We start from the raw sequence: 15349 nt of genomic DNA on the forward strand, positions 1-15349 counted from the left end.
GGCGACGCGGTCCTTGATGGATGTCACAGGTAGATCGCCTCGGCAAGCGCGGCGATGACCCGGCCGGTGTTGGGGCCGAAAGTGAGGACTTCGGCTTCATCCATCTGGACCACGCGGTTGTTGCGGCCGGCGTCGGTCTGGGACAGTCCCGGCAACGTGACGACCTCGTCGATGCCACCGACCGAATCAGCTCCCTGGGTCATCACGAGGATGACGTCCGGGTCGGCGTTGATCATCGCTTCGGTGGTGACGGTGGTGAATGCCGACTTCAGGCCCGCGGCGGTGCCGGCATCGACACCACCGAGCGCGGAGATCAGGTCATCGGCACCGGAGCCGGGGCCGGCGAGTAGTTGCAGCCGCGGTCCGCGGAGATACACGAAGGCCATCGTCGCGCCGCGGGCGTCGTCGGGGACCTGTTCCTGTGCGGCCTTGATCTGATCCGCGGTGCGGGTGGCGAGTTGGTCACCCTCTTTGGGAACCCCGAGCGCAGCGGCGACATCCCGGATCATCGGTCCGGTGGTGGCGATGGTCCGCTCGCTGGTCAGGACCACGACGGTCTGGCCCGCCGCGATCAACTGGTCGATCGTTCCCGGCGGTGTTGTCGACTCGTCGATGAGTACCACGGTCGGATTCTGCTGGAGAACGGCTTCGATGTTGACCGAATGGCCGGTGTCGGTGATCACCGGCAGGTTCTCGGCTTCGGGGATTCCGGCGGCGCGGGACTTGGCAACGACATTGGGGCCCAGGCCCAGCGAGTAGACGATGTTGGCGATCGTTCCGCCGCGATCGATCGGGATGATCCGGCTGACGTCGGTGACGGTGACGTCGCCGTGGCCGAGGGAGGGGACTGTCACGGGGAGGACCGGTGTCGGGTCGACGGCCACCGGTTCGACGACGGGTCCATCGATGACCGCTGTCTGTGTGCCCGAACGCAGGTACTCGTCGGGTGCCGCCGAAGTCACGGCCGAGTCGGTGATCGGGGCCGTCGAACAGCCCGCCAATCCACATGTCAGGGCGACCAGCAGTGCGGTGACGGCTGTGCGACCGCGCAGTCCGGGCCTCCGGTTGTGTGTCATTCGCCACTCCATCTCGCAGGTATGTAAGCATAACCTTACTTATGGTTTGGTGGCCTCGGGCAGCGCGGTCGCCTTCGCGGGCTAGGCTGGAGCGCATGCCAGTTCGTGCCGCCCTCGCCCCCGGGAAGATCTCACCCACACTGCCGGTTCCCAGCAACATCGCTCGGCCGGAGTATGTATGGAAATCCACCGCCAAAGAAGGCGATGAGCCCTGGGTGCAGACCCCGGAGACCATCGAGAAGATGCGCCTGGCGTCCAAGATCGCGGCCAATGCGCTCGCCGAGGCAGGCAAGGCCGTCGCGCCGGGTGTGACCACCGATGCACTCGACCGCATCGCGCACGAGTACATGATCGACCACGGGGCGTACCCGTCCACGCTGGGCTACAAAGGCTTTCCGAAGTCGTGCTGCACCTCGCTGAACGAGGTGATCTGCCACGGGATCCCGGATTCGACGGTGATCGAGGACGGGGACATCGTCAACATCGACGTGACCGCCTACATCGACGGGGTACACGGAGACACCAACGCGACGTTCCTGGCCGGGGATGTGGCGCAGGAAGTGGTCGACCTGGTCGACCGCACGCGCGAGGCCACCGCCCGAGCGATCAAGGCGGTGCGTCCGGGCCGTGAACTGAACGTGATCGGCCGGGTCATCGAATCCTATGCAAATCGGTTCGGCTACAACGTGGTCCGCGACTTCACCGGTCATGGCATCGGTGAGACATTCCACAATGGCCTGGTGATCCTGCACTATGACCAGCCGAACATCGACACCGTGATCGAACCGGGCATGGTGTTCACCATTGAGCCGATGATCAATCTGGGCGGGCTCGAATACACCATCTGGGACGACGGCTGGACCGTGGTGACCGCTGACAAGAAGTGGACCGCTCAGTTCGAGCACACCCTGGTTGTCACGGACTCCGGCGCCGAGATCTTGACCCTGCCGGACGCCTGATCGGTGCCGGCCCCGCAGCCGATCCGGGGCGCATTGCTGGTCGCCGGAACGAGTTCCGACGCCGGTAAGAGTCTGCTCGTCGCCGGTTTGTGCCGGGCGCTGCATCGACGTGGCGTCTTGGTCGCGCCGTTCAAGGCGCAGAACATGTCGAACAACTCGGCGGTCACCCTCGACGGCGGTGAGATCGGCCGGGCACAGGCGATGCAGGCCGCCGCCTGCGGTTTGGCGCCATCGGTGCGATTCAATCCGATCCTCCTCAAACCCGGCAGCGACCATCAGTCGCAGGTGGTGGTCCGCGGGCGCGTGGACGGAACCGTCGGCGCGACTGACTATCACACCCGTCGGGCGGCGTTGGCGCAGATCGTCGCGGATGAATTGGCTTCTCTGCGTAATGATTTCGACGTGGTGATCTGTGAGGGCGCGGGTTCTCCCGCCGAGATCAACCTGCGGCGCTCCGACCTCGCGAACATGGGGCTGGCCCAGGCGGCGGACCTGCCGGTGCTGGTGGTCGGAGACATCGACCGCGGGGGAGTGCTGGCCCACCTCTTCGGCACACTCGCGTGCCTGAGCCCGTCCGATCAATCCAGGATCGCCGGCTTCGTGATCAACAAGTTCCGCGGATCTGTATCCCTGCTCGAGCCGGGACTGGTGCAGCTCGAACAACTCACCGGTCGGCCGACATTGGGTGTGGTGCCTTTTGCCGAGGGCCTGTGGCTCGACGCAGAGGATTCCCTGGCGTCGGTGGTCGGTCATCCGGTTGGCCGGGCCGCCCCTGCGCTGGGCACCGATCGGCTGTCGGTGGCCGCGATCAGATTGCCGCGGATCTCGAACTCGACCGACGTCGAGGCGCTGGCGTGCGAGCCGGGTGTCGATGTCCGGTGGGTCGACGATGCGGCAGCGGTGGCGGCGGCAGATCTTGTAGTGCTCCCGGGCAGCAAGGCCACGGTTTCCGACCTCGCCTGGTTGCGGTCCCGCGGACTCGACACGGCGCTGATCGAACGGGTCGGCGGGGGAAAGCCCGTGCTCGGCATCTGTGGCGGATATCAGATGCTCGGACAGGAAATCGTCGACGACATCGAGGGCGGCGTGGGATCGGTGCCGGGCCTGGGCCTTTTGAATCTGCGGGTGCGGTTCGAGACCGACAAGATCCTTCGCCAGGTCAGCGGTTCCGCGTTCGGAAAGCCGGTGCAGGGTTATGAGATCCATCACGGTCGGGTCGTGAGCTGCGGCGATTCCGTGCTGCTCACCGATGACGATTTCGGTCCTGAGGGCAGCATCGCGGGAGTCGTCGTCGGCACGCACTGGCACGGATTGCTCGCGTGCGACGAGTTCCGCCGGGAGTACCTGCGGCGGGTGGCCAAGCAGGCCGGGCTGAACGGTTTTGTGACCGGCCGGACCTCGTTCGACGGCGCTCGTATGGCGCAACTGGATCTGATCGCCGATCTGGTCGAGACACACCTCGACGTCGATCGCGTGATCGACATCATCGCCAACGGGGCGCCCTCCGGGTTGCCGGTGATCAAGACCGCGTTGACCTGAGCGGCATCGGCCCGACGCATCGAGGATCCGCCGCCGAGTTCACCCGCGGTGAGGGCCACGGCACGTAGGCTGACGCAGGTGAGCATCGAACACCGCAGCATCACTGTGGGCGACCTGGAATTCAACGTCCGGATCGGTGGCCCGGACAACGGGCCGTCCGTACTCCTCTTGCACGGATTCCCGACCACCGGAGCCTGTTTCGACCTCGTTGTCGGTCGGCTGCACGACTCCGGCCTCCGGACGATCGTTCCCGACCAGCGTGGTTACAGCGCCGGCGCCAGGCCTGAGGGCGCCGAGAACTACCAGTTGGCGCATCTGGTTGCCGACGCGGTCGGCATCCTCGACGCACTCGGCGTCGGCTACACGATGGTGGTCGGCCACGATCTCGGCTCGCTGGTCGCGTGGCATCTGGCGTCGAAACATCCGGAGCGGGTGACCGGACTGGTTGCGATCAGCGTCGGCCATCCGTCGGCCATCGCGGCCTCATTGGCCTCGACGGACCAACGGGAACGGTCGGCGTACATCCTCGACTTCGTGAAGACCGGAGCCGAGGACGGGATGCTTGCCGACAACGCCAAGATCCTCCGGGATCTCGTGCCGGACGACAGCGTTCTGCCGCTGACCGAGCGACCGGCACTGACCGCGGCGTTGAACTGGTACCGCGCCAACTTCACCGGCGACATCGGCGGCAACCTCGCGTGTGGCCCGATCGAGGCGCCGACCACAGTGCTGTGGGGCGACGGCGACGCTGCCCTGGGACGTGAGCAGGCCGAGGCCAGTGGCCGGTTCGTGTACTCCGACTTCCGCTTCTCCGCGCTCGAGGGCATGGACCACTGGATCCCGCAGAACGCCCCTGCCGCCGTGGCCAGCGAGGTCGCACTGCGTTCATCGCTCTGGTGAGCATTCAGTAGCTCGGCGGCGGTTCGTTCCTTCCTCGCTCTTCGCGGCGTTCCCGGTTGAGTTGGTCTGCCAGTTCGCGCTGCCGGCGGTTGGCGAGTCGTTCCTGTTGCCGGCGTGCATGTTTGGCAGCAGTGCGCGGCTGAGATCTTGGCGGTGATGATGGCGGCGATGTTTTTGGTGAGCCGCGTTGGTTGTCGAAGACGATCAACCTCAGCGTCGGGAACAGGTCATCGCCGGTCCATCCCGGGCCGTGATAGTGCCGGCGTTCGGGTGTGGTGAAGACAAGCCGCGTCCGTCCGGTCTGAGGGTCGGGGTACTGATCATCAAGCCAGTCCGAGTAGGTCTTGAGCAGATGATGAAAACGGCAGAGGGTCTTCATCTCTGACGGATGGGTACAGCCACCGGCCTCAGGATCGTTGTGGTTGTACTCGCAGGTGTGGTCCAGGTCGGCACCCCAGGCCTTGTGTTCACAGCCGGGCCACATGCAGTACACATCCCGGATCCGGAGATAACTGTCGAGGACGACCGACGGCCGGTACTGATCGCCGGGCTGGGTCGCCGGCAGCGGAATCACCTGAGGGAACGGGGCTGTGACTATGCCGCCCGCGGCTGGTGGGTTCTGCGGTCGGCGCATGTTCACGTTCGGACGCTTCGGTTTTGGCGTCTCCTGCTCGGGCTCTGATTCCGGCTGCTCGGCTGCTGGTTGCGCCGGGTCGGTCTCCGGCCGCGGCTGTCCGGGTTCTGGCTGAGGCTCGGGCGGTGCGGATTCCTGTTGTGCAGATGCAGGAGCAGGTTCTGGCTGCTCCGGCTGGGTGGGGGCAGTCTTGTTGCCCATCGGCCGCTGCACCGTTTCCGGGCGAGCCGCGATGTCTCGAACGTGATCGCCGGAAATCACGCCGTGTCCGTCGATGAAGCCTGGATTGTCGGCGCGACCATCGACGGTGGCCTGATCAGCGATCACATGCAGCACGATCTTCACATCCACACCCGAAACCACCTGTCCGGCAGGAACGGTGATGATCTCAGCGGTGCACGGATGCTTCGGATCATTCGGGCATTCACACATGAACTCGCGGCCCATCACCGTGGCGAACAAGGCATCCGCGAGCCGGTCAGCCTTTTTCCGCGGATCAGCCTTACAGGTGGCCATCGCCAGTTTTTCCAACCTGGCCATGATCAACGTCAATTCCTCAGCGGTGGAATGCGCATCCAGTACTGCCATGCCGTGGTCGGTGTTGTTGGCCCACACCCCACGATTGTTTTTCGCATCCTCCCGGTTCTTCCGGACCAGATCCGGATCCCGGCGGAAGATGATCGCATCGACCATGTCTCGCATCCGACCCTTCGACCACGCCCCCGGACGGTTCAACCGTTCAGCGATCGCCGCATCGATATCGGCCATATGGGCTGAGCCTTCGATCAACTCAGTCCGCGCGATGATGTCCGGAATATGATGCGCGGCGATGCGCCCGGCTTTCAACAATTCATTGACCGCAGGCAAGCGATCGCGCAACGCCACCCCACGGTTGATCTGCAACTCCGCAGTCCGCTGCGTCAGGCCCTGTGCGGCAGACAATCTCGCCGCACACTGCGCGAACGGATCAAGCGCCCGCATCTCCGCCTCAGACCCGGCAGTGGGCTCAACGAGATGTCGGTGCAGCATCGCCGCAGCGGCGTACCGTTCCCACTCCATCCGCGACTGCTGGGCCATCGCGAGTTCGGTGTTACGCAACAATTCATTGACACCCAGCGACTCGACAGGACCGATTTCATCGTCCCCACCTGCATCTTCGAACTCCCCCTCGAACATACATTTGAGTCTAGGTCAGGGGTACGACAGACAATTTGAAGTCTCGGGACATCGGTGACAGTTCTGTCTCAGGACATCGGTAACACTTCTGCTGGTGTTGGTGGTGACACCGGCCCGCTGGCATTTGCTCGCCTCGAGCCAGGAAGAAGCGCACGGCTGCGTGGCTGCGGTATGTCTATCCATCGCCGAATGCATGCCGGCAACTCGGCGCCACCGAATACGAAACCGGCGGAACCCACCTCAAAACACTGGGCAGCAAAGCACATTCACGCCGCCGGAGTCGCCAGCAAAGCCGCTGGCCGATGCGCCTTCGGGCATGTCATCGTTACCGCCGACGACACCATCATCGTTGCCGACCTCGTCGGCGAAATCCTCATCGAGCACACCCGACCCGCCCCTGGTGTGAAATACGTGGGGCATGTGTCATGGCGCGTTTCACCGGCTCATGCCGGCCTGACTAGATCTCCAGGCCGAGCAATGCGTTCTCGAGGACTTCGGGCATGGCCGGGTGGATCCAGTACTGGCCGCGGGCCAAGGTGTGGGCGTCGGTACCGAAAGACATCGCCTGGATCAGCGGCTGGATGACGGTCGGTGCCTGCGGTCCGATGATGTGGCCACCCAGGATCCGGCCGGTGCCCTTTTCCGCGATCACCTTGCACAGGCCGGTGGTGTCTTCCATCGCCCAGCCGTAGGCGACGTCGCCGTAGGCCTGGACCTTGACGGTGATGGCAAGACCGGCGGCGACGGCTTCGTTCTCGGTCATCCCCACCGACGCGATCTGAGGGTGCGTGAAGACCGCACCGGGCACGAATCGATTGTCGAAGGAATCGAGATCGGTTCCGTCCCAGTCGCGCAACAGATTGGCCTGCACGACCCGGCCTTCGTGGTTCGCGACGTGCTTGAGCTGATACGGCGAGCTCACGTCCCCAAGGGTCCACACGTTCCGAGCGGCAGTGCGGCCGTAGGCATCTCGTCTGATACGGCCGTCGGCGCCGACTTTGATGCCGACGGTGTCGAGTCCGAGTTTGTCCGAGTTCGGTGTCCGGCCGACGGCGACAAGCAATGCATCGGCGTCCAGGACGGACCCGTCACCGAGTTCCATCCGGAGGCCCCGCTCCGTGGGCACCAGGGTGGTCAGCTTGGCGTTGAGGTGCACATCCCAGGCCTCGGTGGCGATCTCGGTGAATCGCGCCGAGATGTCGTGGTCCTGGGCCCGTAGCAGCGCACCGCTACGCGCGATGATCGACACCTTCGAACCCAATGCCCCGAAGACGTGGGCGAACTCGGCCGCGATGTAGCCACTGCCCACGATGATGAGATGTTCGGGCACCTGCGGCAGCCGCATGATGTCGTCGTTGGTGTGTACTTTCACGCCGCTCTCCGCGATGACATCAGGTATCACCGGCCGCGAACCCGACGCGATGACAACCTTGGTCGCCAGGACGAGATTGCCTGCGGCAGTGCGCAACCGATACCGGCCATCGTCGTCGACCCCGTCGAACTCGACATGACTGGAGTAGACCGTGATGTTGTCGCAGTCCTCGACGCGGTAACGCTTGCCGCCCGCGGAGATCGGGTCGATGCGCCCGAAGACACGGTTCACGATGCCCGGCCAGTCGACCTTGTCGACCGAGCCGGTGACGCCCACCCGGGCACCTTCCCGGATGGTCTCGGCGACCTCGGCGGCGTAGACGAACATCTTGGTGGGGATGCACCCCACGTTCAGGCAGGTGCCGCCGTAGATGCTCTCTTCGAAGATCGCGATCTGCTGGTCGTCGAACCGTTGGTCGGGGATGGAATTACCGGTACCCGATCCGATGATCGCCAGATCAACCACAGTCGGTTCAGGCATTCTGTCCACCTCGTATTCGTTGTTGATTGCTGTGCAACCAACTATCCATTTCGGCGTACGCGAGTTCGCGCACACCCGTTTTCGACAAGAAGACGTCGTGCCGCGCGCCGGGCACCGGGACCACACAGATGCGGTCACCGAGGCAACCCGCCCAACGGGTGATCTGCCGGGTGTCGAGGACCCCGTCGGCCGAATCGATGTCCGGGACCACACCGTCTGGTCCTCGGCCTGCCAGTGTGGTCGCGTCGGAGCGCAGCACCAGTGATGGGACGGCGACGTCGAGGCCCTGATGAAGGCGCGCCTGGCCGTGGCGGACCGCGCTGAGGAATCCGAAGGTCACCGGATAGCCGTCCAGCGGTTTGTAATTGAGGTCGTAATCCCATTCGCCGTGCACCGAGTTGTGCAGGCTTCGGCCGTAGGCGCCCTCGAGCTTGCGCGGGATGGCTGTCGTCGGCCGGACGCGGGCGACCGAGTTGATCACCGTGGTTCCGACGCTGCGAAGGATCGGCGCACCCTGCAGATCGAACCAGGGGGAGTTCAGGATCAGTCCGACCGCTCTGCCCACCGCGGTGCCGGCGCGCGCACGGCGCCGGTCGAGCCAGAGCGGGGTGATGAGACCTCCGGTCGAGTGGGCGACGACGACGACCGGCGCCGCGGCGGTGTCCGCGTCGATCTGGGCCATCGCCAGGTCGAGCTCGGTGTCGTAGGCCGCCAGGTCGGTGATCTGGTGTGGAGTTTGGCCCGGCCGTTGCGAACGGCCACATTTGCGCAGGTCCAGCGCATAGAATGCGTACCCGCGCGTGGTGAAGAACTCGGCCAGTTCGCGTTGGAAGAAATAGTCGGTGAAGCCGTGGACATAGAGGACCGCGGCTGTGGCCGCCTCGGGCTGCCCGTGCCGGATCAGGGTTGCGACGATCTCGCCTTCGCCGTCGGGATCGGATCCGAGGTCGAAGGTGAGTGTCGAGAAGTCCGGGCCGAGGGCGTCGGGCTGCCAGGGAGAAGGTGCCACGGTTGTTCACTGTAGTCAGCGCGACCGGCGTCGGCTTCGTGGTGCGACAAGGGCGGACCAGTTGCAGTTCACGGCGACCGATGAGGGACAATGGTTGCCACACGTAGATAGGCTGGAACAGGAAGTTGAGCTGGAGTGTCTGAGTCTGCAACCCCGCGCGACGGTGAAGTGATCACAACCGACATTGCGCTGGTAGGCGCCGGAATCATGAGCGCCACATTGGCGACGCTGTTGCATCGTCTGCAGCCGGATTGGTCGATCAGCATTTTCGAGCGCCTCGATGCGGCCGCTGCCGAGAGCAGCGATCCGTGGAACAACGCGGGTACGGGACACTCCGCGTTGTGTGAGTTGAACTACACCCCGCAGACCGCCGACGGGGACGTCGACATCACCAAGGCGCTGACGATCAACGAACAGTTCCAGGTGTCGCGGCAGTTCTGGGCCAATTCCGTCGAGACCGGCGTGCTCTCCTCTCCCGAGGAGTTCATCAACCCGATCCCACACGTGAGCTTCGTTCACGGCCAGTCGAATGTCGATTACCTCCGCAAGCGCTACGACAACCTCGCCGGCCAGACCCTCTTCAAGGGGATGGAGTACATCACCGACCCCGCCGAGTTCACCAAGCGCCTGCCGCTGATGTCGGCCGGCCGCGACTTCTCGGATCCGGTGGCACTCAACTGGTTCACCGGCGGTACGGACGTCGACTTCGGTGCGCTGACCCAGCAACTGCTCGGCTTCGTCGGCCGGTCCGGTGCCACCGTCAACTTCGGCCACTCCGTCACGAACCTGAACAAGGAATCGGACGGTAGTTGGCGCCTGAAGGTCAAGAACCTTCGCACCAAGGAGAAGTCCACGGTCAAGGCGAACTTTGTGTTCGTCGGTGCCGGTGGTGGCGCCCTGCAGCTCCTGCAGAAGTCGGGCATCAAGGAGGCCAAGGGTTTCGGCGGTTTCCCCGTCAGCGGTGCCTTCTTCCGTTGCACCAACAAGGAGCTGATCGCCGAGCACAGCGCGAAGGTGTACGGCAAGGCCGCCGTCGGTGCACCGCCGATGTCGGTCCCGCACCTCGATACCCGCGTCATCAACGGCACTCCGGGCCTGCTGTTCGGGCCGTATGCCGGCTGGTCGCCGAAGTTCCTCAAAGAAGGTAAGAACACCGACCTGCTGGCGTCGATCAAGCCGGGCAACGCGATCCCGATGCTGTCGATCGCTCCCAAGGAGTTCGGTCTGCTCAAGTACCTGATCAGCGAGCTCGCCGCGGGTACTGCCGACCGGGTGGAAACACTGTCCGAGTTCGTGCCCCGCGCGGCTGCCGAGGACTGGGAAATGATCATCGCCGGTCAGCGCGTCCAGGTCATCCGGAAGAAGGGCCGTGGCGGCGCGCTCGAGTTCGGCACCGCAGTGATCGCTGCCGAGGACGGCAGCATCGCCGGTCTACTGGGTGCCTCACCGGGTGCCTCGACGGCGGTCCCGGCCATGCTGGACGTCCTGCAGCGCTGTTTCCCGAAGCATTTCCAGTCCTGGGAGCCGCAGCTCATCGAGATGATCCCGTCGTACGGCACCAAGCTCAACGACAACCCGGATCTGTTCACCCAGGTGTGGGATTGGTCATCGAAAGTGCTGAACCTGGTCGACACCAACGGGCAGGGCACCGGTGAGATTTCTGCTCACCTGGCAGCCCCTGCTGCCGTGTGATAGGTATCGCATATGACAGCAACCGCCAGCCTGCACCGCAGTTGGGCCCAGGACATCGACATGCCGACGCTGTACAAGATTTTTCAGCTGCGGTTGGAGGTGTTCGTCGTCGAACAAGCGTGTCCGTACGCCGAACTCGATGGGCGTGACCTCGATCCCGACACCCGGCACCTGTGGCTGGAAGAAGACGGCGAGATCATCAGCACCCTGCGTCTGATCGAAGAGCACGACGGTGGCAAGTCCTTTCGGATCGGTCGCCTGTGCACCGAGCGGTCGCGTCGTGGGCAAGGCCATACCAGCCGTCTGCTGCAGACCGCGTTGGCCGATGTGGGGTCGGATCTGTGCAAGATCCACGCACAGACCTACCTTCTCGACATGTACGCCAAGCACGGGTTTGTCGTCGATGGCGAGGAGTACCTGCTCGACGGTGTCCCGCATACCCCGATGAAGCGTGGCGGTTATCGCTGACGGTGTGACGATTCCGGCGGAACCGGATCTCCGGTTCCCGTTCAGCGCGGTGGTCGGATCAGAGCAGCTCAAGCTTGCTCTGATCCTTTCCGCGATAGCCCCGGCGATCGGTGGGGTGCTGATCCGCGGCGAGAAGGGCACCGCCAAGACGACGGTGGTTCGTGCGCTGGGACCGTTGCTGCCACGGCAGGCCGGCTCGGCGGCTGCCGTCGTCGAACTGCCGATCGGTGCCACCGAGGACCGCGTGGTCGGGTCGCTGGATCTGCAGAAGATCCTCGCCGAGGGGGCAAAGGCCTTCACTCCCGGGCTGCTGGCGCGCGCAGACGGCGGCGTCCTCTACATCGACGAGGTCAATCTCCTCGCCGATCATCTGGTCGACGTGCTGCTCGACGCGGCCGCGACCGGGCGGGTGGTCATCGAGCGAGATGGTGTGTCCCACACCCAGTCCGCGCGGTTTGTCCTGGTCGGCACGATGAACCCGGAAGAGGGTGAGCTGCGACCGCAACTGCTGGACCGATTCGGCCTGGCGGTGGATGTGACTGCGCCCCGCGAGGTGTCGCAGCGGGTCGCGGTGATCGAACGCCGCATGGCATTCGAGTCCGATCCCGCGGGATTTGCCGCAGAGTATGCCGACGCCGATGCCGAGATCGCCACCGCGATCGAAAAGGCAAGGGCCATCCTGGAATCGGTTGTCCTACCGACGACGCAGCTGCGCCGGATCGCGGCGATCTGCATGGAACTTGAAGTCGATGGTCTGCGCGGCGACCTCGTGGTCACCCGGACGGCCCGGGCGCACGCGGCCTGGCGCGGAGCTGCGGAAGTCGAAGACATCGATGTTCGGCGCGCCGTCGAATTGGCGTTGCCACACCGGCGTCGGCGTGACCCGTTCGACGAGCCCGGCCTGACCGAGCAGCAGATCGACGACGCCGTCGAGAAAGCTGATCAGCAGACGTCTGAGGCCCCCGATACCGAGAATGACAGTGCGCCAGACGGTTCGGCCACACCTGATGGTGGGGCTCCTGGCTCCGTCGCGCCCGAATCCGGTGAACCCGATCCTGATCCGGATAACCCCGGCGGGGGTGGTGCACCACCCCCGGGTCCAGGGTTTTCATCGGACCGCCGGGGGAGCGCGGTGAAGGCGTTGCGCGCCACCGGGGTCGGCAATGGCGAGCCGGGGCGACGGTCGCCGTCATCGAGCAGCCGGGGACAGGCTGTCCGCGGGGTTCGTGACGGTGGGCACGGGGTGCACCTGATGAGCACGATCCTGGCCGCCGCCGACGAGCACATCGAACGCGGGCACACCCGCCTGCGCGTGCTGCCGCACGACCTCCGTTACGCCGAGCGACGGGGCAAAGAGGGCAACCTCGTGGTGTTCGTCCTCGACCTGTCGGGTTCGATGACGGCCCGCAAACGGCTCGACGCGGTGTCCGGCGCGGTCGTGTCGATGCTGACCGATTCGTATCAGCGCCGCGATCGTGTCGCGGTGGTCACCCTTCGTGGCGCCGGGGCCGAGGTCACCGTGCCGCCCACACGTTCGGTGGATGCCGCGGTCCGCAGGCTCACGGGTGTGTCGACCGGTGGCCGGACGCCGTTGGCCGAAGGGCTGCTGATGGCGCGAGACGTGGTGCGCCGCAATGCCTACAAAGAACCGAACCGACGACCGTTGATCGTGGTGCTGACCGATGGCAGGGCCACGTCGGGCAGTGGAGCGCTGACCCGTGCGGCCGCAGCCGCCGACCGGCTGCGCCGGGACGGCATGTCGGCGATCGTGGTGGACTGCGAACAGGGCATGGTTCGACTGGGTCTGGCCCGGGTGCTTGCCGGTCAGCTGGCCGGTGATTGTGTGCAGCTCGCCGATCTGACAGCCGGTGGCGTCGCCGCGGTCGTCCGATCGGCGGCGTGAGCGACTCGGACATGAGTCCTCACTCAGTGGTGGTGTAGAAGGGAAATGTTGTGCCCCAGGGTGTTCCATCCGTTATTCCGGACGACGGACTGACCACACGTGCACGGCGCAATCAGCCGGTGCTCGCTGTGCACACCGGGGACGGCAAAGGTAAATCCACCGCGGCCTTCGGGATGGCCATGCGCGCCTGGAACGCCGGACTGGACATCGGCGTCTTCCAGTTCGTGAAGAGTGCGAAGTGGAAGGTCGGCGAGGAGACCGGGCTCACCGCCCTCGGTGAACTGCACAGAGCCACCGGGCAAGGTGGTCCGGTGCAGTGGCACAAGATGGGTGAGGGCTGGTCATGGATCCGCCATGCCGGGGGCGAGGCCGACCATGCCGAGCAGGCCGCCCAGGGCTGGGCCGAGATCCGCCGCCGCATCATCGCCGAGCGGCATCAGTTCTATGTTCTCGACGAGTTCACGTATCCGATCAACTGGGGATGGATCGATCTGGACGATGTTCTCGAGGTGCTGGGCAGCCGCGAGGGTAAGCAACACGTGGTGATCACCGGCCGCCGGGCGCCGGCGGCACTGATCGAGGCCGCCGATCTGGTCACGGAGATGGTGAAGGTGCGCCACCCCATGGATGCAGGCCGCAAAGGGCAAAAGGGCATCGAATGGTGACCACGTCGCCGCCGGCCATCGTGATCGCCGCCCCGGCGTCGGGGAGCGGAAAGACCACGATCACAACAGGTCTGATCGGTGCGCTGGCACGTGCGGGCCATCAGGTGGCGCCGTTCAAGGTCGGTCCGGACTACATCGATCCCGGCTACCACGGCATCGCAGCCGGCCGGCCGGGGCGCAATCTCGATCCCGTGCTGGTCGGCGAGGAACGGATCGGACCGCTGTACCGGGCGGGTTCGGCCGGATGTGACATCGCGGTGATCGAGGGGGTGATGGGCCTGTTCGACGGTCGGATCACCGAAGACCACATGCCCGCGATCGCTCCGGGTTCGACCGCGCAGGTGGCCAACCTCCTCGGTGCGCCGGTGGTGCTGGTGGTCGACGCATCAGGGCACAGCCAGTCCCTGGCGGCGATCCTGCACGGATTCGTCAGCTTCGACCCGGGCATCGACATCCGTGGTGTCATCCTCAACCGGGTGGGCTCACCGCGACACGAATATGTCCTGCGCCAGGCGTGTGATCGTGCCGGGCTTCAGGTCTTCGGTGCGGTGCCGCGCAATTCGGAGATGGCGGTGCCCTCCCGTCACCTCGGTCTCATCCCGGCTGCCGAACGCGGTCCCGAAGCGCTCGAGGCCATCGATGCGATGACCGAATTGATCAGCGGCGCAGTGGATGTGCCGGCTCTGGTCGCCGCCGCCGACATCGGTCCGGCAGGACGATCAGGCGCGATCTGGTCTGCCGTTGACGAGGTGGGTACCCCGGAGGCGGCGACGGGCGGAACCGGCAGGCCCGTGATCGCGGTTGCCTCCGGCGCGGCCTTCACCTTCGGCTACGCCGAGCACAGCGAGATGCTCCGGGCGGCCGGTGCCGACGTCGTGACCTTTGACCCGGTGGTCGACCTCCTGCCGGACGGTGTTGCCGCCGTGGTGATCGGTGGCGGATTCCCCGAAGAACACGCCGCCGCCTTGGCGTCGAACAGGCCGCTGCTCACCGCACTGCGCGCCGCGGCCGGTTCGGGGATCCCGATCCATGCCGAATGCGCCGGCCTGTTGTATCTGTCGCAGAGCCTGGACAACCACGCGATGGCCGGAGTGCTGCCGCTACGTGGAACCTTCGGCAAGAGACTGACATTGGGCTATCGCGATGCGGTGGCCATCACCGATTCGATGCTGTTCGACGCCGGCACGCGGGTTCGGGGACACGAGTTCCACCGCACAACCGTTACCGCAGTCGATGATTCGGCGCCATCGGCCTGGGGTTGGCGGCGCGACGGGGTCGCCGAGAAGGAAGGCTGGACGTCGGCGCGGCCCGGCGCCCAGGTTCACGCTTCCTACCTGCACACGCATCCGGCCGGCAATCCGGAGGCGGTGTCGCGGCTGGTGAATGCCGCGCGCCGGGTCCCTGTGGGGCAACGGTGAACCCGGGCCCGGCGATGGACGATGGTGCAGGGGAGGTCGATCTGACGGCAGGGCTGCT

13 protein-coding genes are annotated in these 15349 nt (G+C 65.4%); 8 read left to right on the top strand and 5 right to left on the bottom strand.

Annotation, left to right across the window (positions count from 1 at the left end; translation table 11 throughout):
• Window positions 1-23: 23 nt before the first annotated feature.
• Window positions 24-1076, bottom strand: coding sequence for a heme/hemin ABC transporter substrate-binding protein (locus AC51GT_RS05185; protein WP_496328103.1), 1053 nt, complete (start codon window positions 1074-1076; stop codon window positions 24-26).
• Window positions 1077-1171: 95 nt separating this feature from the next.
• Here AC51GT_RS05185 and map point away from each other — a divergent pair, with 95 nt between their 5' ends.
• The 3 genes from map to AC51GT_RS05200 all read left to right on the top strand — a co-directional run bounded on the left by map (window position 1172) and on the right by AC51GT_RS05200 (window position 4474).
• Window positions 1172-2035, top strand: a complete 864-nt coding sequence (gene map, locus AC51GT_RS05190) for a type I methionyl aminopeptidase (protein ID WP_496325306.1) — start codon at window positions 1172-1174, stop codon at window positions 2033-2035.
• A 21-nt stretch (window positions 2036-2056) separates the two neighbouring features.
• Window positions 2057-3574 carry a cobyric acid synthase gene (locus AC51GT_RS05195; RefSeq protein ID WP_496328473.1) on the top strand — a complete coding sequence of 506 codons (1518 nt, stop codon included), beginning with the start codon at window positions 2057-2059 and terminating at the stop codon, window positions 3572-3574.
• Window positions 3575-3652: 78 nt separating this feature from the next.
• Complete coding sequence (locus AC51GT_RS05200; protein WP_496325305.1) at window positions 3653-4474, top strand: alpha/beta fold hydrolase; 822 nt, start codon at window positions 3653-3655, stop codon at window positions 4472-4474.
• Window positions 4475-4478: 4 nt separating this feature from the next.
• Here AC51GT_RS05200 and AC51GT_RS05205 read toward each other — a convergent pair whose 3' ends face one another.
• From AC51GT_RS05205 to AC51GT_RS05220, 4 genes are all read right to left on the bottom strand, one after another.
• Window positions 4479-6284 (bottom strand): HNH endonuclease signature motif containing protein, encoded by a 1806-nt coding sequence (locus AC51GT_RS05205; protein WP_496328104.1) that lies wholly within the window; start codon window positions 6282-6284, stop codon window positions 4479-4481.
• A gap of 240 nt (window positions 6285-6524) precedes the next feature.
• Window positions 6525-6668 carry a hypothetical protein gene (locus AC51GT_RS05210; RefSeq protein WP_496325303.1) on the bottom strand — a complete coding sequence of 48 codons (144 nt, stop codon included), beginning with the start codon at window positions 6666-6668 and terminating at the stop codon, window positions 6525-6527.
• Window positions 6669-6741: 73 nt separating this feature from the next.
• Entirely contained in the window at window positions 6742-8136 is a 1395-nt protein-coding gene (locus AC51GT_RS05215) for a mycothione reductase (protein WP_496328105.1), read from the bottom strand.
• A complete protein-coding gene (locus AC51GT_RS05220; protein ID WP_496328106.1) occupies window positions 8129-9145 on the bottom strand; it encodes an alpha/beta hydrolase in 1017 nt (338 codons plus the stop codon). The genes AC51GT_RS05215 and AC51GT_RS05220 overlap by 8 nt, the downstream gene beginning before the upstream one ends.
• 207 nt (window positions 9146-9352) lie before the next feature.
• Here AC51GT_RS05220 and mqo point away from each other — a divergent pair, with 207 nt between their 5' ends.
• The 5 genes from mqo to AC51GT_RS05245 are packed head-to-tail and all read left to right on the top strand — an operon-like array spanning window position 9353 to window position 15291.
• Window positions 9353-10837 carry a malate dehydrogenase (quinone) gene (gene mqo / locus AC51GT_RS05225; RefSeq protein ID WP_496325300.1) on the top strand — a complete coding sequence of 495 codons (1485 nt, stop codon included), beginning with the start codon at window positions 9353-9355 and terminating at the stop codon, window positions 10835-10837.
• Between the two features lie 12 nt (window positions 10838-10849).
• Entirely contained in the window at window positions 10850-11305 is a 456-nt protein-coding gene (locus tag AC51GT_RS05230) for a GNAT family N-acetyltransferase (RefSeq protein ID WP_496325299.1), read from the top strand.
• Window positions 11306-11309: 4 nt separating this feature from the next.
• Complete coding sequence (locus AC51GT_RS05235; RefSeq protein WP_496328107.1) at window positions 11310-13208, top strand: VWA domain-containing protein; 1899 nt, start codon at window positions 11310-11312, stop codon at window positions 13206-13208.
• Between the two features lie 50 nt (window positions 13209-13258).
• A complete protein-coding gene (gene cobO / locus AC51GT_RS05240) occupies window positions 13259-13873 on the top strand; it encodes a cob(I)yrinic acid a,c-diamide adenosyltransferase (protein ID WP_496328108.1) in 615 nt (204 codons plus the stop codon).
• Window positions 13867-15291 carry a cobyrinic acid a,c-diamide synthase CobB gene (locus AC51GT_RS05245; protein WP_496328109.1) on the top strand — a complete coding sequence of 475 codons (1425 nt, stop codon included), beginning with the start codon at window positions 13867-13869 and terminating at the stop codon, window positions 15289-15291. The genes cobO and AC51GT_RS05245 overlap by 7 nt, the downstream gene beginning before the upstream one ends.
• The last annotated feature ends 58 nt before the right edge of the window (window positions 15292-15349 follow it).

This window comes from Williamsia sp. z34, from assembly GCF_059553395.1.